The 20,264-nt window shown below is 47.1% G+C and carries 16 protein-coding genes; 4 read left to right on the top strand and 12 right to left on the bottom strand.

Annotated features, from left to right (window positions below; genetic code table 11):
- Nucleotides 1-11 precede the first annotated feature (11 nt).
- The 5 genes from lepA to rpoE all read right to left on the bottom strand — a co-directional run bounded on the left by lepA (nucleotide 12) and on the right by rpoE (nucleotide 4,702).
- Nucleotides 12-1,829, bottom strand: coding sequence for a translation elongation factor 4 (gene lepA / locus M1L23_RS03690; protein WP_252625771.1), 1,818 nt, complete (start codon nucleotides 1,827-1,829; stop codon nucleotides 12-14).
- Nucleotides 1,830-1,931: 102 nt separating this feature from the next.
- Nucleotides 1,932-2,375 carry a SoxR reducing system RseC family protein gene (locus M1L23_RS03685; protein ID WP_252625770.1) on the bottom strand — a complete coding sequence of 148 codons (444 nt, stop codon included), beginning with the start codon at nucleotides 2,373-2,375 and terminating at the stop codon, nucleotides 1,932-1,934.
- Nucleotides 2,372-3,394: a MucB/RseB C-terminal domain-containing protein gene (locus M1L23_RS03680; RefSeq protein ID WP_252625769.1), complete on the bottom strand. Its 1,023-nt coding sequence runs from the start codon at nucleotides 3,392-3,394 to the stop codon at nucleotides 2,372-2,374. The genes M1L23_RS03685 and M1L23_RS03680 overlap by 4 nt, the downstream gene beginning before the upstream one ends.
- A gap of 23 nt (nucleotides 3,395-3,417) precedes the next feature.
- Nucleotides 3,418-4,083 (bottom strand): sigma-E factor negative regulatory protein, encoded by a 666-nt coding sequence (locus tag M1L23_RS03675; RefSeq protein WP_252625768.1) that lies wholly within the window; start codon nucleotides 4,081-4,083, stop codon nucleotides 3,418-3,420.
- 40 nt (nucleotides 4,084-4,123) lie between these two features.
- Entirely contained in the window at nucleotides 4,124-4,702 is a 579-nt protein-coding gene (gene rpoE, locus M1L23_RS03670) for an RNA polymerase sigma factor RpoE (RefSeq protein WP_252625767.1), read from the bottom strand.
- Nucleotides 4,703-4,898: 196 nt separating this feature from the next.
- On the opposite strand from rpoE, the gene nadB reads away from it, so the two are divergent.
- Nucleotides 4,899-6,512, top strand: coding sequence for an L-aspartate oxidase (gene nadB / locus M1L23_RS03665; RefSeq protein ID WP_252625766.1), 1,614 nt, complete (start codon nucleotides 4,899-4,901; stop codon nucleotides 6,510-6,512).
- Here the strand turns inward: nadB and M1L23_RS03660 are convergent.
- Nucleotides 6,475-6,891: a protein YgfX gene (locus tag M1L23_RS03660; RefSeq protein WP_252625765.1), complete on the bottom strand. Its 417-nt coding sequence runs from the start codon at nucleotides 6,889-6,891 to the stop codon at nucleotides 6,475-6,477. The genes nadB and M1L23_RS03660 overlap by 38 nt on opposite strands.
- Before the next feature lie 11 nt (nucleotides 6,892-6,902).
- Nucleotides 6,903-7,175 (bottom strand): FAD assembly factor SdhE, encoded by a 273-nt coding sequence (locus M1L23_RS03655; RefSeq protein WP_252625764.1) that lies wholly within the window; start codon nucleotides 7,173-7,175, stop codon nucleotides 6,903-6,905.
- Nucleotides 7,176-7,353: 178 nt separating this feature from the next.
- Here M1L23_RS03655 and ygfZ point away from each other — a divergent pair, with 178 nt between their 5' ends.
- Both ygfZ and M1L23_RS03645 read left to right on the top strand, forming a co-directional pair.
- Nucleotides 7,354-8,289 carry a CAF17-like 4Fe-4S cluster assembly/insertion protein YgfZ gene (gene ygfZ, locus M1L23_RS03650; RefSeq protein ID WP_252625763.1) on the top strand — a complete coding sequence of 312 codons (936 nt, stop codon included), beginning with the start codon at nucleotides 7,354-7,356 and terminating at the stop codon, nucleotides 8,287-8,289.
- Nucleotides 8,290-8,291: 2 nt separating this feature from the next.
- The gene (locus M1L23_RS03645) at nucleotides 8,292-8,777 is read left to right on the top strand and encodes an FKBP-type peptidyl-prolyl cis-trans isomerase (RefSeq protein WP_252625762.1); all 486 of its coding nucleotides are present in this window, start codon (nucleotides 8,292-8,294) and stop codon (nucleotides 8,775-8,777) included.
- A gap of 67 nt (nucleotides 8,778-8,844) precedes the next feature.
- Here the strand turns inward: M1L23_RS03645 and M1L23_RS03640 are convergent, their stop codons facing one another.
- From M1L23_RS03640 to M1L23_RS03620, 5 genes are all read right to left on the bottom strand, one after another.
- On the bottom strand, nucleotides 8,845-11,904 hold the full coding sequence (locus tag M1L23_RS03640) for an efflux RND transporter permease subunit (protein ID WP_252625761.1): 3,060 nt from the start codon (nucleotides 11,902-11,904) through the stop codon (nucleotides 8,845-8,847).
- 15 nt (nucleotides 11,905-11,919) lie between these two features.
- Nucleotides 11,920-13,041 (bottom strand): efflux RND transporter periplasmic adaptor subunit, encoded by a 1,122-nt coding sequence (locus tag M1L23_RS03635; protein ID WP_252625758.1) that lies wholly within the window; start codon nucleotides 13,039-13,041, stop codon nucleotides 11,920-11,922.
- Nucleotides 13,042-13,182: 141 nt separating this feature from the next.
- Complete coding sequence (gene sppA, locus M1L23_RS03630) at nucleotides 13,183-15,012, bottom strand: signal peptide peptidase SppA (RefSeq protein ID WP_252625757.1); 1,830 nt, start codon at nucleotides 15,010-15,012, stop codon at nucleotides 13,183-13,185.
- Nucleotides 15,013-15,141: 129 nt separating this feature from the next.
- Entirely contained in the window at nucleotides 15,142-15,594 is a 453-nt protein-coding gene (locus tag M1L23_RS03625) for a nucleoside deaminase (protein WP_252625755.1), read from the bottom strand.
- A 108-nt stretch (nucleotides 15,595-15,702) separates the two neighbouring features.
- Complete coding sequence (locus M1L23_RS03620; protein WP_252625753.1) at nucleotides 15,703-17,928, bottom strand: NADP-dependent isocitrate dehydrogenase; 2,226 nt, start codon at nucleotides 17,926-17,928, stop codon at nucleotides 15,703-15,705.
- A 267-nt stretch (nucleotides 17,929-18,195) separates the two neighbouring features.
- On the opposite strand from M1L23_RS03620, the gene M1L23_RS03615 reads away from it, so the two are divergent.
- On the top strand, nucleotides 18,196-20,229 hold the full coding sequence (locus tag M1L23_RS03615) for an alpha/beta hydrolase family protein (RefSeq protein ID WP_252625751.1): 2,034 nt from the start codon (nucleotides 18,196-18,198) through the stop codon (nucleotides 20,227-20,229).
- The last annotated feature ends 35 nt before the right edge of the window (nucleotides 20,230-20,264 follow it).

The raw sequence follows: 20,264 nt of genomic DNA, 5'->3' as shown, positions 1-20,264 counted from the left end.
CCCTTGCGTTATTATTTACCCGTTTTCAATACTGCAAGAAACGCTTCTTGTGGTAACTCTACGTTACCTATTTGCTTCATGCGCTTCTTCCCTTCTTTTTGTTTCTGCAATAGTTTTTTCTTCCGGCTGATGTCACCGCCGTAACATTTGGCGGTTACGTTTTTACGTAATTGACGCACCGTACCGCGGGCAATAACCTGGTTGCCAATAGCCGCCTGAATTGCAATGTCAAACATTTGCCGTGGAATTAGCTCACGCATTTTTTCCACTACATCGCGGCCACGCCCTTGGCTAATACCTCGGTGACAAATCATTGCTAAGGCGTCAACCCGCTCACCGTTTACAAGAATATCGACCCGCACCATGTCGGAAGGCTCGAAACGAATAAAGTGATAGTCAAGTGATGCATAACCACGGCTGGTTGATTTTAAACGGTCGAAAAAGTCCATCACCACTTCAGCCATAGGCAGTTCGTAACGTAAAGCCACTTGTTTGCCATGATAGGTCATGTCTTTTTGCACACCGCGCTTTTCAATGCACAGGGTAATAACGTTACCCACATATTCATGGGGAACTAAAATATTAGCTTCTACAATTGGCTCGTAAATTTGTTCAATTTCATTTACCGCAGGTAAAGAGGCTGGGTTGTCTACACTTAATTCTTCGCCTTTGGTTGTTTCCACTTTATACACCACCGTGGGTGCCGTGGTAATTAAGTCGATGTCGTATTCACGCTCTAAGCGTTCTTGAATAATTTCCATGTGCAGCATACCAAGGAAGCCACAACGAAAACCAAAACCTAGCGCACTGGAATTTTCAGCCTCGAAAAACAGTGAAGCATCGTTTAAGCTTAGCCTATCGAGTGCATCGCGAAAACTTTCATAGTCGTCTGAACTAATTGGGAACATGCCCGCATATACTTGCGGCTGAACCTTTTTAAAGCCTGGCAATGCTTTGTCGGCTGGCTTTTTGCTGTCGGTTAAGGTGTCGCCTACGGGGGCGCCGTGAATGTCTTTTATACCGGCAATAACATAGCCCACTTCACCCGCCCGTAAAATGCCCGTTTCTGTTTGTTTTGGGGTAAAAATGCCCACTTTATCAACTAAGTGAACTTGATCAGTCGACATAACCTTCATGCGGTCGCCAACCCGTAAAACCCCATGTTTAATGCGTACCAACGACACAACACCTTGGTAGTTATCAAACCACGAGTCAATAATAAGTGCTTGCAATGGTGCATTATCGTCGGCGGCGTCTTTGGGCGAAGGTACTTGGCGCACAATACGCTCTAACACGTCGCGAATTCCAATGCCGCTTTTGGCTGAACATTGCACCGCGTCAATGGCTTCAATACCCACAATTTCTTCAATTTCTGCAGCTACCCGCAATGGATCTGCTTGTGGCAGGTCTATTTTATTTAAAATAGGCACTACTTCGAGGTCCATTTCAATAGCTGTGTAGCAGTTGGCTAGGGTTTGTGCTTCCACCCCTTGGGCGGCGTCTACTACTAATAACGCCCCTTCACAACCGGCTAAACTACGAGATACTTCGTAAGAAAAGTCTACGTGGCCTGGGGTGTCAATGAAGTTAAGCTGATAGCGTTCACCGTCGTCGGCGTCATAGTACAAAGTTACACTTTGTGCCTTAATGGTAATACCACGCTCGCGTTCAATATCCATGCTGTCAAGCACTTGTGCGGCCATTTCACGTTCAGTTAACCCACCACAATAAGCAATAAGCCGATCGGAGAGCGTCGACTTACCGTGGTCAATGTGGGCGATAATAGAAAAGTTACGAATATTGGCTTTAGCTACGCCGTTTTGGCTCATGGATACCTCAAAAACATAAAAGGAAAGTCGCTATACGCTTGCGTATAGATGAAGCGACTCACTAACTCGGGGGATTTTACTGGTTTTTACACCTTTTCACAATCAGGCGTCACTGTTAGCCAGTGTTTGGATCTGCAATGCCTTGCGTATTTGGGTGTCTTTACTACGAAACAGTAAACGCAAAGCATAAACGGTAATAGTTCCTGCCACTATGGTAAAAGCAATGACAGCAAGTTCTTGGCTGGGCCATAGCCACTGCCCTATTAAAGCAGCTATCGCTATAGCTAAAATTGGCACCCCATATAAAAGTAATGAAAAGCGTACCATGGCGTTTTCTGGCATTAACAGCTCAACCTGTTCGCCCACGCTAAAGTTATAGTTACCTGCTAGCTCTATTGTGCCATTACGGTGTGGAAAAGCTTTCGCCAGCAAGCCAGCACCACAATGGTTTTGGTGCTGGCAACCATTGCAACCGGTTTTTAACTGAGTAGACACTTGCACCGAATGTGGCGTAATGGCGGTTACTACACCTAGTTCACGAATCATGGCGTTAACCTAACTGCAGCGGTTACTTGCTGAGCAATTTTCAAGGGTATTTTGCCCACGGCTGTTACCGCATAATTATTATGCTTCACCGATACCATCGACATTAAGTTTTCATATTGTACCGGCACAACTTGATCGTTACCTTCGCTGATATATACGGAAAATTTAGCCATACCGTCGCTAAACATAAAATGCTCTGCAACAGGGCCATTCATAGCCACCCGCACCCGCTGTTGGCGTTCAAGCCTGAAGCCTGGCGGCAACCAGCCAAACTGCCATTTTGTGGCTGTAGCAGGTGTAGCAACAGGCCCTTGGTTAGTAGGTAAATTATCCCACTGCTGCTCTAGCTGTTCAAGCTCGGTTAAGGGTTCTGCTTGCACATGAATAGAAGTAAGTAGTACTTGCTCAACAATGTCGCCACTTGGCAAATAAGTATTCACCCCTAGCAATAGCCCTGTTTCGCGATCAACCCAAACGCTATATAAATAACGGTCGCGAGCATGTGGAATAATACGTAAATGCTGCGCGTCTCTGTCTACTACACGGTCGCCGCCTACGGCAACCACGTTATAGGCATGGCTTATAGCACTATATTCGCCGTACAAGCCACTTAAAATGGGGCTAGACAAGGTGTTAGAAAGAACAGAATAAGCGTCGCTTACCGACGACAAGTACGTTACTTGGCTATTAATTCGAATGGCTTGATTATGAGGCCCGTTTAAGCCTTCAATTACTTCGATATGATTTCCAGCTGGGGTAACACTATGCAGCCAGCGGTAAGCTTGTAAACCGCTAGGTTGCATGGCAATAAAAGACGCTCGGTAATTTAAGCTATTGAGCGCTTCTTGCATGCGTTTAAACCATTGTTCGCCTTCGGCCGAGGCCCTTGCTAAGGCTTGCTGTTGTTCTATTTGCTCGGTAATAAATGAATTCGTTTGGCCTTGTAATGCCTGCGCGATATTGGGTACGAACGCATTCAGCCCGAAAGCTACAATAACTCCTACGATATACCGACTCATGCGCTCACGTTCCTATTTCCTAATTACTGCGGACGAGGCTTTAGTGGTTCCTCGTTTTCTGGATGTATTTCTTTCTCTGCCGGCTTTACCTGCTCGGAAATTGTCATCGGGGTATGCCACTGCAGCTGTAATTGGTGGTCAACCATAAAGGCCTGCACTTGGCTTTGTAACCGTGCCTGTTGCTGTGCCGAAAGCGACTCTTGTGCTGCTGTGGGCTGTGCTTGGCTAGCATTATAGCTTAATGGGTTACCAACTACACCTAAAGGAACTGTTTGTAATGCTGGCTGAAAGCCACGGCTACTTTGCTCTGTTGCCACCATGCTGCCGTCGTCGACACGTTGATACTGGGTAACACCTAATACCGTAACCAGCGCCACACTGGCCGCTATAGCTATGTTAGCAGCAGGTTTCAGCCACGATTTAAGCTGGGCTTTGCGCAATAGGCCATGTTTAGGTGCAATAATAACGGGCTCAGCAGCAACTTGTTCGGCAACTGCCGCAGAAATGTCCATTGGCATAGCTGTTTTTGCTTCATTACGCAGCATGGCACCAATTAAATGGTAATGTTGCCAGCGGGTGCGCATGTCGTCGTTCCGAACCAGAGCGTTTAAGTTTTCTGCATTCACAGGTTGTTGTTCCAACTCTGAGTCCATTAATGCAGACATATACTCATACTGGTTGTCGGTCATATTACTTTCCTCAATTAGCCTAGCTGTTACTTAATGTTACTTAAGGTTCGAGCAATGGACGTAGTTTTTCTTCAATCGCTTCACGCGCTCTAAAAATTCGTGAGCGTACAGTACCTATTGGGCAATCCATAGTAATGGCTATTTCTTCGTACCCAAGACCTTCCAGCTCGCGCAAAGTAATGGCTTGCTTTAAGTCTTCCGGCAAATTATCAATAGCGTTCATAAGCACTGTTTTTAATTCTTCTGTTAGTAATAATCGTTCCGGTGTTGCTATGTCTCTTAAACCTTGGGCCCCGTCTAAAAACTCGGCGTCTTGGGCGTCTATGTCTGAACCAGGTGGTTTGCGACTGCGTGACACCAAATAGTTTTTTGCTGTGTTGACTGCAATACGGTACAGCCAGGTATAAAATGCACTGTCGCCACGAAAATTAGGCAAGGCCCGATAGGCTTTTATAAACGCTTCTTGGGTGACATCCGCCACATCGCCTGGTTGTTTCACATAACGCGCAACCAGGGCCATTATTCGGTGTTGATATTTTTTTACCAGCACGTCAAATGCTCGTTGATCACCCTGCTGTACTCTCTCAACCAGCTGCTGATCAATTTCTTGTTCTGTCATTCGAGCCTACTCTCTCCCAAATACTGCGTGATTACTTTTCCTAAGAACTATTAAAGAGCACTTACTAAGAACTTGTTAGGTTGGCTCGAACGCATTCTGTAAGTACTAGACCGCTCTATTTATGAAAAGTTCGCATTTTTTTTATAAACAAGGGTAAAATCCCTGCACAACTTTCAACGGACTACGATATATCATCATGGCTAATAGCGCTATGCTCCAATGCGATGTTCTAATTATAGGTAGCGGTGCTGCTGGTCTTTCTTTAGCTTTACAACAGGCTAAAACCAGCAGTGTTATTGTATTAAGTAAAGGCCCCCTGCAGGAAGGTTCTACCTATTACGCTCAAGGTGGCATTGCTGCTGTGTTTGATGAAAACGACAGCATTGAGTCGCACGTGGAAGACACCCTACGGGCGGGGGCTGGCTTATGCGAACGCCAGGTGGTGGAATACACCGCACAGCATGCTAAAAGCAGCCTGCAATGGCTGATTGAGCTTGGGGTAGACTTCGACCAAGAAACCGCTGCCGACGGCACAGCCAAATACCACCTTACCCGTGAAGGCGGCCATAGCCACCGGCGAATTTTGCACGCCGCCGACGCCACCGGCAAAGCGGTGCAGTCTACCTTGGTAAGCCAAGCCTTAGCCCACCCGAATATAACCGTGCTTGAACACTACAATGCTATAGACCTTATTTTACAAGGCGAAGGCGATGCCCGCCGTTGTGCTGGTGCCTATATTTGGAATAACACCAAGGGTATTGTGCAAACCGTTAGCGCCCGCTTTACCGCTTTATGTACCGGTGGCGCTAGTAAGGTGTACCAATATACCTCGAACCCCGACATTGCTAGTGGCGACGGTATTGCTATGGCTTGGCGGGCAGGTTGCCGCGTAGCCAACATGGAATTTAATCAATTTCACCCTACCTGCTTGTTCCACCCTAAGGCACACAACTTCTTGTTAACTGAAGCGTTACGGGGTGAAGGTGCGGTACTTAAACGCCCCGACGGTAGCCGTTTTATGCCAAGCTTTCACGCCGCTGCCGAACTGGCACCACGCGACGTAGTCGCCCGCGCCATAGACTATGAAATGAAACGCCTTGGCGCCGACTGCATGTACTTAGATATTTCCCACCAACCCGCCGACTTTATAATTCATCACTTTCCTACCATTTATGAAAAGTGTTTAAGCTTAGGTATTGACATTACTCGCGAACCAATGCCCATAGTGCCTGCGGCTCATTATACCTGCGGTGGGGTGGTAACAAATCTACAGGCGCAAACCGATATTCCTGGCTTATACGCCATTGGTGAAGTTGCCTACACAGGCCTTCATGGTGCCAACCGAATGGCTAGTAATTCCTTGCTAGAGTGTGTAGTTTTTGCCCGCGCTGCAGCAGCGCAAATGGCCGCCCTTATGGCTGAAACTCCATTGGCAGAGCATTTGCCCGACTGGGACGAAAGCCAGGTAACCGATTCTGATGAGGAAGTTATTATTCAGCATAACTGGCACGAACTACGGCTGTTTATGTGGGACTATGTGGGCATTGTGCGTAGCGACAAACGGCTGGAGCGGGCCGCCCGCCGAGTGGAATTACTACAGCAGGAAATACACGACTATTATGCTAATTTCCGGGTAACCAATAACTTGCTTGAGCTCCGTAATTTAGCCCAGGTAGCGCAACTTATTATTACTAGTGCGCAGCAGCGTAAAGAAAGCCGCGGCTTGCACTATACCCTCGACTACCCTGAGTTGTTAGCCAACCCACAGCCTACTATTTTAGTTCCGGCGGCAACTCGCGCACTAAAGTAATAGCGTTTGTAATACGGCGAAGGCGACACCAGTTGTCTTCGCTGACACTATCTTGCCAAATAAACACCCAACGCTGCTGCGCAGGTAAACGTACTGGCAACATAAGCAACCAGGGGGTGCTTAATACTGGAGAAGCAAGCATAAATGGAATATGTGCAGGCCCCCAATGGCCTTGCCCATTGGCATCAAGAGTGAAAAACTGGTAGCGCTGATTTTGACCTGTAAGAGCCAGCACACACAGCCCAACAGCTGCCATTAGCCAACTAAAGTGGTCGCAAACCATGCCCAAAAACAGTAACGCCAAGGCCAGCAAAGTTACTGCAAAACACACCTGTTGAAACCAAACCGAAGGGGCAACGCTGACTTGCCAGCGCTGCATATATGGCTGAATCAGACTTTTACCCGACTTAGCATAAAGGCAACCATGGCCGCCAGTTCAGGATCGGGACACTGTTGGTGGCCCATAAACCAAGCAAATAAGTCGGGGTCGTCGCAGGTTATTAAGCGCCTAAACACCGCCTTTTCATGCTCCGGCAAGTCGTCGTAGGCCTCTTCCACAAAAGGGGCAAACAACACATCGAGTTCTAACATGCCACGGCGACAGGCCCAACGTAAGCGGCGTTTGTCTTTTAAGGGCCCTTCAGCCTGACGAATAAATTCCATAACGAGTACCTTCTGCAGAATATAGGCGTGTTGAATATGAAACAGACCTTTAGTTTAACAAATTAATTGCCTTAAGGGTCGACTAAAATGCCAGTTTAGGCTGCACTTTGTCGGTGATATACAACAAAATAGGGTATTATATGCCAATACTTACGCATCAAGTTCGTTCGGAGGAAATGTGTCTACTTTGCATTTTAATCAACAAGCTCAACACCCCCCCTGCTTTATTCAGCTTAGTACCCTTGGCGTGCTAGAAATCAAGGGCGCCGACACGCAATCGTTTTTACAAGGCCAGCTCACCTGCGACGTAAAAGCCGCCAGTTGGCAACATTGGCTAGCCGGTGGCTATTGCGACCCGAAAGGAAAACTATGGTCAACCTTCAGAATGGTAGGTGACGCTGAGCGGATTCTATTGTTTATGGCCCAAGAAAGCATAGCCGACACCTTAACCAACCTTAAAAAATATGCGGTATTTAGTAAGGTTACAATAACCGACGTAACCAGTGAGCACCCTTTGTATGGTTTTTGGGGTAAGCAGGCAGCGGCCGAATTAGGCTTTGCCGACAGCCACAGCGTGCAGCTTTCGCACTGCGCTGCAAATGGCGAAAAATTACTGTTGCAAGTTGCCGATGACTTGGTGCTTATTCGTGGTAAACACGACACCCAAAATGCCCCCCTAATGCCTGCAAGCTGGTGGCATGCAGCTATGTTAGAGCATGGTTGGGTAGACGTACCGGCGGCAAAAGCAGCTGAATATATTCCGCAAATGCTTAATTTAGACGACAACCACGGTGTGAACTATAAAAAAGGCTGTTATATCGGCCAGGAAATAGTCGCCCGCATGCATTACAAAGGCCAAAATAAACGGGTAACACATTGTTTTGTCGGCCACTGTGGGCAACTGCCAGAAACAGGTGATTTATTAGAAAAGAAAGTTGGTGAAAACTGGCGTAGGTCGGGTGCAGTTCTTTCCGCAGTGCGTTATCATGACAACGTCGTCGCGTTATTCGCTGTGGGTCCAATAGACCTTGAGCCAACAGACTTGTTTCGCATGCAAGGGCAGGACGACAGCCAATTCACCCTCTGCCCTGATACACAGAAAATGGAATCCTAGTCATGAGTGAGACTATCAGCCAAGACAAAGCCGTAACAATTCATTATGCGGTTAAAAACCCAGCCGGCGAAACGCTTGATCAATCGTCTGAAGACAGCCCACTAGCCTTTATTTTTGGCCGTGGCATGCTTATTCCTGGACTTGAAAAAGCCCTTGAAGGAAAAGCAGCTAAAGACGAATTAAGCACAGTAGTGCCTGCGGCTGAAGCCTATGGAGAGCGTCATGAAGGCTTAATCCAATCGGTGCCGAGAAACCTATTTGGTGAGCAAGAAATAACTCCGGGCATGCAATTCCGTGCCACCACGGACAATGGTGAGCAGTCGGTGGTTATTGTTGAAGTAACCGACGATGAAGTAACTGTTGACGGCAACCACCCAATGGCGGGTCTTGACCTGTCATTTGAAGTAACGGTTGTTGACGTGCGCGATGCCACCGCAGAAGAGCTCGACCATGGCCATGTGCATGGTCCAGGTGGCGTTGACCACTAAGATTTTTGCGAGTTAAATAAAAAGGCACTTCAACTGAAGTGCCTTTTTTGTTGGCCCACAGGCGCACTTATGCTGTTGCCACCTCTGGCGCCCGATCTTTGGCTAAGTACACATATACTGCAGGAAGCACGAACAAGGTAAATAAGGTACCTATGGTCATGCCACTGACAATAATTAAGCCCATGGCAAAGCGCGACGCCCCACCCGGCCCAGACGCCACCAACAATGGCAACATTCCCAGTACTGTTGCAGCTGTGGTCATAAGAATGGGCCGCAAACGAATAGCAGCTGCTTCTTCCACTGCTTCTCGTTTCGACTTTCCTTCTGCTTGCAGGGTGTTAGCAAATTCCACAATAAGAATACCGTGCTTAGCAATTAAGCCAATTAAAGTTACTAAGCCAACTTGGGTATAAATATTAATAGAGGTAAACCCTAAGCTAACAAAGATAAGCGCCCCACAAATACTCATAGGCACCGTTACCAACACAATAACCGAGTCGCGGAACGACTCAAACTGCGCCGCTAGCACCAAGAAAATCATCAGCAAAGCAAAGAAGAAGGTAACGACTAACTGTTGCCCTTCCGACTTAAACTGCCGCGACTGCCCCGCATAGTCCACCACTACCCCAGCAGGTAAACGTTCTGCTGCAATTTCCTCAAGTACGCCTAAGGCGTCGCCCAAAGGTATACCTGGGCGTGGTATGCCTGAAATAGTTACCGAGTTAAGCTGCTGAAAACGCTTTAATTGCTGTGGCTGTACCGACTCTTCCAAATGAATTAAAGCCGACATGGGCACCAATTCCCCGTCACGGTTACGGGTATAGAAGTCTTTCAATTGCTCGGGCGATAAGCGTTCGGTGCGTTGCACTTGCGGAATGACCCGATAAGAGCGGTTTTCCATGGCAAAACGGCCTGCATAGGCACCTGCCATCATTGATGCTAAGTCTGCCGACAGCTGCGACATTTCAACGCCCATAAGGGCTGCTTTGTCACGATCAACGATAACCGTTTGTCGTGGTCGGTCTATACGCAAGTCGGTGTCGAGCATAATAAAGCGCCCACGCGACATAGCTTCGGCGGTAATGTCGGCGGCCATTTCTCGTAAGTTTTCAATTGATTGCGTAGAGCTAATAACAAATTCAATAGGCAAGCCACCCCCTGGCGTGGGTAACGACGGCGGCACTAAAGCAAATATTTGTAGCCCCGGAATTTCACTCACAAAAGGCTGAATCGACTGATCTAGCACTTCTTGAGTTGAACGGGTGCGTTCGCTCCAAGGTTTTAGGCCTATACCTGTACCCGCACTACCTGGGCCAAGCATGCCGTTAATGACAAAGGCCATAGATATTTCGTCGACGTTTTCTTGTAGCTCACTCATTTTTGCCGAATTACGCTCGATGTAGTCGAGTGTGGCGTAACTGTCGCCTTGCGCGATAACAAACACAAAACCTAAGTCTTCCTGGGGTTCTAACTCAGACGAACTACTAATAAATAAGAAGTAACAACTGGTCAGAACTATCACACCAAATATAGCCATGACCGACTTAGTTTCCAGCGAATTGTGCAACCAACGTTGGTAACCATCGCGTAAGGCATTAAAACGGTCATTCAACCACACTTCAAATTTAGGTGCTTTTTCACCTTTACTGCGTGAACGTAGAAGCTTTGAGCACATCATGGGAGAGAGTGTTAATGCCACTACACCTGAAATGACCACCGTAGCCGCTAAGGTAAAAGCAAATTCAACAAACAAGGTACCGGTTAGCCCACCAATAAAACCAATGGGAATAAATACCGCCACTAGGGTTGTCGACATAACAATAATGGGCCCGGTTAATTGCCGTGCCCCCAACAGTGAAGCATCTAACCGCGACATACCACTTTCCACATGGCGCTGTATGTTTTCCAGCATAATAATGGCGTCGTCGACCACAATACCAATGGCTAACACCATGGCTAGCAGGGTGAGAAGGTTAATTGAGAAACCCAGCATAAGCATGAGAAAAAACGTACCAATGAGCGACAGCGGTACTGCTACGGCAGGAATAATAACCGAACGGAAAGAACCTAAAAATGCATAAATAACCGCTAGGACAATGACCAGAGCTAACGCAATGGTAATAACTACTTCGTCGATAGCGTTTTTAATATATTCCGTTGAGTCGTGAGGAATACTTGCACTCATACCTTCAGGTAATTGCGGGATAATGTCGTTGTCCCATACTTCTCGCACGCGAGAAATAACATCTAAAGCGTTGGCGTCGGGTGCTATTTCCACGCCAATAAAGGTGGCCTGCTGGCCATTATAGGTGGCCGTTGAGTCATAACTTTCCGAGCCTAGCTGAATGTCACTAATATGGCTTAAGCGCACAAAGGAATCGCCGTCGGCGCGCACTATTAATTGTTCAAACTCTTCCACGCTGCGCAGGTCGGTTTCAGCAGTAATGTCAATGGCGGTCATTTGGCCTTTAGTACGGCCAACAGCTGAAAGTACGTTGTTGTTTCTTAGGGCCAGCATCACGTCGGAGCCAGTTACACCTAAAGCGGCCATCCGCTGGGAGTCGAGCCAAATACGCATGGCAAAGGTTTGCGCACCCAGTATTTGTGCCCGCTGCACCCCCGCCACTGTGGCTAGCTGCGGTTCTACCACTCGCACCAAATAGTCGGTAATTTCGTTGGCTTGGAGTATTTCACTGTAGAAGGTTAAATACATGGCCGCTACGTCTTGCCCAACGGAAAGCTGTACCACTGGCTCTTGCGCGTTTTCAGGCAATTCCGAGCGCATTTTATTTACTTCAGCCGCAATTTGGGTAAGGGCGGCGTTCGAGTCGTAATTCAGCTGCAAGAAGGCCTGAATAACACTAACCCCAGCAGAGGAAGACGACACTATGTAGTCTATACCTTCGGCGGCAGCTACCTCGCGCTCTAAGGGGGTAGTAATAAAGCCCTGCACTAAGTTGGCATCGGCACCAATATAGGTGGTGGTTATGGTAACCGCGGCATTTTTAATTTCTGGAAATTGGCGAACGTTTAAGTCCACCATGGCACGCAAACCTACTAGCACGATAAGTAAGCTAATAACTGTGGCTAATACCGGCTTACGAATAAATATATCGGTAAACTTCATGGCAGTAGTTATTCCTTAGCGGTTTTCAGGGGTTGGGTGAAGGTTTGTGGTTGGCTGTACCGAGGGGTCGGTATTAATACGCACTGCACTACCGTTTCGCAACTTCAATAAACCAGAAGAAGCAATGCGATCGCCTACTGCTAAGCCATCTAGTACCTCTATCATATCGCCCTGCTCTTGGCCGGTGCGAATTAGCCGCTGGGTAACTTTTAAGCTGTCGCCTTCAGCCTGAATAAGATAAACCAAATTACCAAATGGGTTAAACTGCACCGATGTTTTCGGAATTACTGTTACGTGTCGTGCCTCGCCTAAAGGCAGGTTCACTCGCGCAAACATGCCCGGGCGCAATAAATGCTCAGCATTAGGAAACTCTGCTTGAATTTCTATGGTGCGCGTAGACTCGCGCACACTAGGCTCAATAGCTACCACTTGGCCATTAAAAATTTGGTTGGGGTAGGCGTCGGCCGCCGCAGTAATTTGCATACCTACGTACACATTACTTAGCTGCTTTTCTACCACGGTAAACTGTAAAAATATCGGATCGAACGAAACGATAGAAACTAATTCGGTGCCTGCCGTAATAAACTGGCCAATGTTTACTTGGCGAATACCTAACACTCCGTCGAAGGGCGCCCGCGGTGTTTTTTGGCGTATTAATGCGTCTTGTGCAGCTAACGCCGCCTGCGCTTGATTAACTTGGTTTTGGGCCCGCTCAACGTCTGCTTGTGACACATTTTGCTCATCAACTAAAGGCTCTAAGCGGCGCAGTTCACGTTGGGCGTTTTCTAAAACCGCCGCAATACGTAACCGCTCGGCGTCGTCTACTTCGGTGTCGAGGCTAAATAGGCGTTCTCCACGCTTTACCTGCTGGCCATTTTCGAAATGTATGTGGTGTAAAATACCAGTAGCTTGCGCAGTCAGTATGGCACCATTTTTTGGTTTAAAGGTGCCAATGGTGGTTAGTGAACGGCTCCACTCTTGTTCTGTGACAACATTTTCAGTAATGCTAATAGTAGGCACTGGCATGTTGTCAAAATATTGGTTCATAAAATAATTACCAACCGCTTTGTAGCCAAAAATAAGGCCCAACACCACACCCGTAACAACCAACATAATTGTCATACGCTTCGCTAACATTTATCTACCTCGAACTTGAACAGTAATTTCAGGTTATTATACGTAGTTGTAATTTATAAGTTCATTTTACTTATTAAATAAAGCATGAAACATAAAGCCGGCAACCGCCGGCTTTATATATTAGCTGCATTTTAGTTTCAATTAACGCACTTCACATTCCATACAACGAGCATACACATTTACTGGGTCATTGTATTCACGTAAAAACATTAACGGTGCAATTACATGGCGTAATTGGTCGACATCTTGCAGATTAATAGACGACTGACCTATACCTAGTTCGGCTAGCATCGTTTCCGCAAAACTTTTTTCCCGTTTCGGCCAACGTACAGCGTAATCGTCTAGTTCAGCTAGCTCGGCAGCCCGCTTAATAGCTAAGTCGATAGTACCAAGCTCGTCGACCAAGCCTAATGTTAAGGCCCGTTCGCCAGACCACACCTGGCCTTGGGCAACAGCGTGTACCGCAGCGCGGTCCATGCCTCGTGCGCTAGCAACAAGGTCAAGGAAGTCTTCATAAATGGCGTCTACACTGGCTTGAATAACGCGGCCTAGGGTTTCTGTCATCGGTTTATTAACCGACATAATTGGTAACTCGGTGGTGCTTACTCCGTCGTAATACACGCCGACACTAGCAAAGGTTTCGTCGAAGGTAGGAATTAAACCAAACACACCTATAGAGCCGGTAATGGTGGTTGGTGCTGCAACAATTTTATCGGCGCCGGCAGAAATCCAATAACCGCCTGAAGCAGCAACAGAACTCATAGAAGCGATAACTGGCTTACCTGCAGCACGAAGTTGCAATATTTCTTGACGAATAATTTCTGAAGCAAAGGCACTACCGCCTGGGCTGTCTACCCGTAACACCACCGCTTTTACTTTATCGTTATTGCGGGCGTCGCGAAGCTCACGGGCCAAACGGTCACCACCAATTTCAGTAGCTGCACCGTCGCCGTCTACAATGGTGCCTACCGCCATAATAACAGCCACTTGCGACTCGTTCATTTTGGCTTTTAAGTTTACGTCACGTACCGACACAGGTAAGGTTTTCCAATAATTTCTATGGGTAATATGTCGGTATGTATGCTTTTCTTCATCGCGACCTACTTCAGCGCTTAAGTAGCTAATAAACTCATGGCGCTGCATTAAACCGTCAACCAAGCCCATGTTCACCGCCATAGCAGCCATATTATGGTTGGCACTTTCTAGCGCGCCCATAAAGTCGCTTAGCGAGCCCGAGGTCATTAGCGGGTTAATAGCCCGGTGACGTTGCACCGTGGCCAAGTATTGTTGCCACTGTTCATTGAGCCAGCCTTCTAGGTTACTACGAGCTGCGTCTGACATGCCGGTTAATAAATAAGGTTCAACTGCCGACTTATAGTCGCCAACCCGAAACACGTTTATTTTTATTTTTAGTTTTTCTAGTGCTTCACTGTAATAAGCCCGTTCTGTGCTTAAGCCTTCTAGCACTACGCTACCTAACGGGTTCATATAAACTTCATCGGCTTGGCTGGCTAATAAATATTGGCTTTGGCTGTAATAGTCGGCGCTGGCATATACTTTTTTTCCACTGCTACGGAAGTCGGCAATGGCGTCGCTTAACAATTGAATTTTATTAATACCACCACCAGCGAAATTACTTAGGCTAAGTACCATGCCTTTAATGCGCTCGTCTTCTTTGGCGTGTTCAATAATAGCTATCAGTTCGTATACAGACTCACTAGTTACAGCGCTACCCAACAACTCGGCGCTGATAGCATCAATAGGGTCAACTTCTGGCTCGTACTCAGACAAAACGCCGCTAGGGCTTAGCACTAGCAAGCTGTTTTTAGGTACCTGAGGACCTTTGTCGCCACTAAAAAGCGATGATAGCACTGCAATAATCACTACCAGGGTTAAAATATGCGCCACATAACGGCGAAGAGCAGAAAGCCCTGCACCTAATTTACCAAACAACTTTTTTAAGAATTTCATATTTCGCCTTTTGGTTAGCTTTATTGTTTTTTTGGTGTTAGGCCATTAGTGTAGGGTAAATATGCATTACCATGGAAATATTATTGTAACAAGCTGTTACTAATGCTTCCCGCAGTGAAAAGCTGCTGTTTAAGCTTGCTTACACACGCCAATGTCTTCGTTCCAAACATCTGGAAAACGTTCAATAAAATAGGCCATGAGCTCAATACAACGGTCGTCATTTAGCTCGATCACATTCACACCTGCTTCACGCAGCCAGTCTAAATGGCCAGGAAAGTTTTTTGATTCACCCACCACCACAGTACCAATATTAAATTGGCGTATTAAGCCCGAACAATACCAACATGGGGCCAGCGTAGTAACCAAAATAGTATTGCGATAACTTGTTTGCCTACCCGCTTTCCGAAAGGCATCGGTTTCAGCATGGGCAGACGGGTCGTTATCTTGTACTCGGCGATTACGGCCCCGACCTAATAACCCTCCGTCAGCATCAAACAAAGCTGCCCCTACGGGAACACCCTCTTCTTCAAACCCTTTGCGCGCTTCTTTTAACGCAACATCTAGCAATGCTTCGTAGTTCATAATTTAGTCATCATCTACTATTAAGGCTCAAACAATACGTTGAGCAAATCAGAATGGCAATAGCTTTTAGTTATGAAAAAAGGCGCCCTTGGGCGCCTTTACATAGTTTTATAAGCTAGCTAAAGCTTCGTTTAGCAACTGGCTTGGCCGCATCGCCTTAGATACTAAGTCTACATTCGGCTGATAGTAACCACCAATGTCTACAGCTACGCCTTGAACCTTGTTCAATTCGTCAACAATTGCCATTTCATTTTCAGCTAACACACTGGCTAAAGCAGTAAAACGCTTGGCAAGCTCTGTGTCGTCAGTTTGCTTCGCTAAGGCGTCGGCCCAGTACATAGCTAGGTAGAAATGGCTACCACGGTTGTCGAGTTCACCGGCCTTACGTGAAGGCGACTTGTCGTTTTCTAAGAACATGGCCGTTGCTTGGTCAAGCGTTTCGGCAAGTACTTTAGCACTGGCATTGCCGGTTACTTGGCTTAAATGCTCAAGCGAAGCTGCTAGGGCTAAAAACTCGCCTAACGAGTCCCAACGTAAGTGGTTTTCTTGTACAAACTGCTGCACGTGCTTCGGTGCAGAACCACCAGCACCCGTTTCAAACAACCCACCACCATTCATCAGCGGCACAATAGACAGCATTTTAGCCGACGTGTTTAGCTCTAAAATTGGGAACAAGTCGGTTAAGTAGTCGCGTAGTACGTTACCGGTAACCGAAATAGTGTCTTTACCTGCTTTCACCCGCTCAAGTGTGTGGCGAGTAGCTTCCACCGGGCTCATTATTTGAATGTCTAAGCCGCTGGTATCGTGCTCTGGCAAGTACTCATTTACTTTAGCGATTAACTGGTTGTCGTGGGCACGGTTGGCGTCAAGCCAAAACACAGCTGGCATACCACTTAAACGTGAACGATTTACAGCTAGTTTTACCCAGTCACGAATTGGTGCGTCTTTTACCTGACACATGCGCCAGATATCGCCTTGCTCAACGTTGTGTTCAAAAATCACATCGCCAGCTTGGTTGAGTACTTGCACCACACCTGCTGCTGGAATTTCAAAGGTTTTGTCGTGCGAACCGTATTCTTCAGCTTTTTGCGCCATTAAGCCTACGTTCGGTACTGTACCCATAGTTGCTGGATCGAAGGCGCCGTGCTCTTTACAGAAGTTAATAGTTTCTTGGTAAACACCCGCATAGCAACGGTCTGGAATCATTGCTTTGGTGTCTTTTTGGGTGTTATCTGGGGTCCACATTTTACCCGAATCGCGGATCATGGCTGGCATCGAAGCGTCTATAATAATGTCGCTCGGCACATGTAGGTTGGTAATACCCTTGTCTGAGTTAACCATCGCTAATGCTGGGTTTTTCTCGTACACCGCTTTCATGTCAGCTTCAATAGCCGCTGCTGTTTCTGTCGGTAGTTTGTCTAGCTTGGCGTACAAGTCGCCAATACCGTTGGTTGCGTCGAAGGCAATGTCGGCTAACTCGGTGGCATATTTCTGCATAATGTCTTTGTAATACACCCGTACCGCATGACCAAACATAATTGGGTCAGACACTTTCATCATGGTGGCTTTTAAGTGCAGTGAAAGCAGCACGTCTTCTTTTTTCGCGTCTGTAGTGGCCTGTTCAAAAAATGCCTGCAGCTTGTTTTTACTCATTACTGCAGCGTCAACTACTTCGCCAGCCAATACTTTGGTCGACTCTTTCAATACGGTTTGCTGGCCGTTGTGGTTAAGCACTACTTTTAAATCGTCTGCTGCAGCAAAGGTTTTCGACTGCTCGCTGGCATAAAAGTCGCCGTCGTCCATGTGCGCCACATGAGTTTTAGAGTCGCTTGCCCATGCACCCATGCGGTGTGGATGGTTTTTCACATAGTTTTTCACCGACGCCGGTGCACGGCGGTCTGAGTTGCCTTCACGCAACACCGGGTTTACAGCAGAACCGAGCACTCGTGCATAACGGGCACGCACGTCTTTTTCTTCGTCGGTTTGTGGATCAAACGGATAATCTGGAATAGCGTAACCTTGGCTTTGTAACTCTTTAATAGTGGCCACAAGCTGCGGAATAGAAGCACTAATATTGGGTAATTTAATAATGTTCGCTTCAGGCTTTTTGGCCAATTCGCCTAGTTCTGCTAAAGCGTCGGCAATACGTTGTTCTTCTTTTAAATAGTCTGGAAATAAGGCAATAACACGGCCCGCAAGTGAAATGTCACGGGTTTCAACAGAAATGCCGGCTGCTTTGGTAAAGGCCTGAATAATTGGCAGTAAAGAATACGTAGCTAAGCGCGGTGCTTCGTCTGTTTCGGTATAAATAATGGTTGATTTTTCAATTGACATAGTCATTCCTATTCGTGAAATCACCCTGTTCATAGCGGTGTATCGTGAGAAAATATGCTCAAATTCTGGTGCCGAATTATGCCACAATAAGCCTTACTTTTCAATCTAAGGGCTACGCCATAACTACTATGCTTTAGTAGTAAGGGTTAATATTAGTGTTTTATCGTGAATCTTGGTTTATAAGCCGCGAACTCTGGCAGCGGCGGCTGAATTAGGCCAATATGTTCGTTGCAATACTTATACGACTTATACTTTTTGGAGAACAAAATGAAAAAACTTGGCTTTGCATTGTGCTTGCTGATTTTTGCTTTGGTGCTGCCTCAAGCCCAAGCTGAAGAAAGCAAACCCTTGTCGGTTGAGTTGCTTTGGCAACTGAGCCGCATAGGCGCGCCACAAATTGACCCTAAGGGCGATCATATTATTGCCCCTGTTACTCGCTATAACCTTGATACCGACAAAGGTGAAACCCAACTGTGGCTGTTTTCTACCGACGGTAAAGTACAACGCCCTATTACCGCTGAAGGTTTACGGGTAAGCCAGCCCACCTTCTCCCCAGCCGGCGACGCGCTAGCCTTTATTAGCCAACGTAATAAAGACGATGTTGGTCAAGTATATATATTACCGATGAACCAACCGGGCGAAGCTACTCGTTTAACTAATGTACCCACAGGTGCTTATGGTATTAAGTGGGTCGGCGAGCACATTTACTTCATCAGTAATGTGTGGCCAAACAAAAGCTGGGACGACATTGCCCAACAAGTAAAAGCCAAAGCCGACACTAAAGTTTCAGCCCACCAGTGGAATGCCCTACCTTATGCGCAGTTTGACCACTGGCTTGACGAGAACCGTGAAGCTCACGTGTTTCGTATTCCAGCTGCAGGTGGTGAAGTAGAAGCCGTCACCCAGCCGCTGAATATGCAATTGCCACGCTCGTCGCAAAGTGCAAGCAGCTACGACATTGATCCAAAAGAACGTTGGATTGCGTTTGTGTCAGACAGCTTAAACGACGGTGTTAGCCCCGACAACGATATTTTCTTGGCCGCTATTGGTGGCACGGAAGCCACTAATATTACCGCCGACAACCGTGGCAGCGACCATGCACCCATGTTCAGCCCAAATGGCGACACCTTAGCCTTTCAGCGTCAGCTTATTACCGGCTTTTATGCAGACAACGTAAACTTGGTGTTGTTTGACATGAAAAAGCGCACCGCCGAGGTTATGACCAGCGACTGGGATCGCTCCGTTCGTGGCCTTGTTTGGACAGCTAATAGTCGCGGTTTTTATGGCGCGATTGACGACGCGGGCACCTCGCGGGTTTATTATATTAATGCCCGCAACGGCAACGTTAAAGCAATAACTGGCGAAACCAACTACAGTGGTTTAAGCATTTCAAACAATGGCGTACTGGTTGCCACCAATGAAAGCTTTATGCACCCAGCCCAGCTGGTTACAGTAAATACCCGTAACGGCCGCACCACTCGCTTAGACACCTTTAACGACGACCTATTGGCCGATGTTGAACTAGGCACCTACGAGTCTGTTACCTATAAAGGCCATAACGGTAAAGACATTCAAATGTGGGTTCACTACCCTGCAGGATTTGATAAAAGCAAAAAGTATCCATTGTTTTTACTTATCCACGGCGGCCCGCACAGTGCCATTACCAACGGTTTCCACTTCCGCTGGAACGCACAAACCTTTGCTTCTTGGGGCTATGTTACCGCTTGGCATAACTTCCATGGCTCAAGTGGCTTTGGCCAAGAGTTTACCGACGCCATTAACCCAGACTGGATTACTGCGCCTTATGCCGACACTATTGCGGCTACAGAATGGTTTAAAGAAAAAGACTGGATCGACAGCGACCGCATGGTGGCAGGTGGTGGTAGCTATGGTGGCTATTTAAGTAGTATTTTATTGGGCAAAGAGCACCCATTTAAAGCCTTACTTATTCATGCTCCGGTATACAATATGTACTCACAAATGTCGGCCGACTTTGCAGTGCATGCCGAGCGTTTCGGAAACTACTGGGACAAGCCAGAAATTTATCGCGACATTTCACCGCACTACTACGCCGACAAGTTCGACACCCCAGCATTGATTATTCACGGCCAGAAAGACCTGCGAGTGCCTGTAGGGCAAAGCTTTGAGTTATTCCGCACGTTACAAAGCCGCGGTGTTGATTCTCGCCTAATTTACTACCCAGACGAAAACCACTGGGTACTAAAGCCAAACAACTCGGTGTATTGGTACCACGAAGTACGCCGTTGGATGGAAAGCTACGCGCAACCTGGCGCGCAATAAAGCCAACACTGTAGTCGTTAATAATAAAAAACCCG

The sequence above is a fragment of the Aliidiomarina quisquiliarum genome (assembly GCF_023922585.1).
GTDB lineage: Bacteria > Pseudomonadota > Gammaproteobacteria > Enterobacterales > Alteromonadaceae > Aliidiomarina > Aliidiomarina quisquiliarum.
This window is presented reverse-complemented; position numbering and strand designations above follow the sequence as displayed.

Bases quoted from the DNA above. Each gene is read 5' to 3' on its own strand.
- M1L23_RS03680 (WP_252625769.1), bottom strand. From the start codon at position 3,394: ATGAGTCGGTATATCGTAGGAGTTATTGTAGCTTTCGGGCTGAATGCG.
- rpoE (WP_252625767.1), bottom strand. From the start codon at position 4,702: ATGACAGAACAAGAAATTGATCAGCAGCTGGTTGAGAGAGTACAGCAG.
- M1L23_RS03620 (WP_252625753.1), bottom strand. From the start codon at position 17,928: ATGTCAATTGAAAAATCAACCATTATTTATACCGAAACAGACGAAGCA.
- sppA (WP_252625757.1), bottom strand. From the start codon at position 15,012: ATGAAATTCTTAAAAAAGTTGTTTGGTAAATTAGGTGCAGGGCTTTCT.
- M1L23_RS03615 (WP_252625751.1), top strand. From the start codon at position 18,196: ATGAAAAAACTTGGCTTTGCATTGTGCTTGCTGATTTTTGCTTTGGTG.
- M1L23_RS03675 (WP_252625768.1), bottom strand. From the start codon at position 4,083: ATGACCGACAACCAGTATGAGTATATGTCTGCATTAATGGACTCAGAG.
- lepA (WP_252625771.1), bottom strand. From the start codon at position 1,829: ATGAGCCAAAACGGCGTAGCTAAAGCCAATATTCGTAACTTTTCTATT.
- M1L23_RS03660 (WP_252625765.1), bottom strand. From the start codon at position 6,891: ATGCAGCGCTGGCAAGTCAGCGTTGCCCCTTCGGTTTGGTTTCAACAG.
- M1L23_RS03685 (WP_252625770.1), bottom strand. From the start codon at position 2,375: ATGATTCGTGAACTAGGTGTAGTAACCGCCATTACGCCACATTCGGTG.
- nadB (WP_252625766.1), top strand. From the start codon at position 4,899: ATGGCTAATAGCGCTATGCTCCAATGCGATGTTCTAATTATAGGTAGC.
- M1L23_RS03635 (WP_252625758.1), bottom strand. From the start codon at position 13,041: ATGTTAGCGAAGCGTATGACAATTATGTTGGTTGTTACGGGTGTGGTG.
- M1L23_RS03625 (WP_252625755.1), bottom strand. From the start codon at position 15,594: ATGAACTACGAAGCATTGCTAGATGTTGCGTTAAAAGAAGCGCGCAAA.
- M1L23_RS03645 (WP_252625762.1), top strand. From the start codon at position 8,292: ATGAGTGAGACTATCAGCCAAGACAAAGCCGTAACAATTCATTATGCG.
- M1L23_RS03655 (WP_252625764.1), bottom strand. From the start codon at position 7,175: ATGGAATTTATTCGTCAGGCTGAAGGGCCCTTAAAAGACAAACGCCGC.
- M1L23_RS03640 (WP_252625761.1), bottom strand. From the start codon at position 11,904: ATGAAGTTTACCGATATATTTATTCGTAAGCCGGTATTAGCCACAGTT.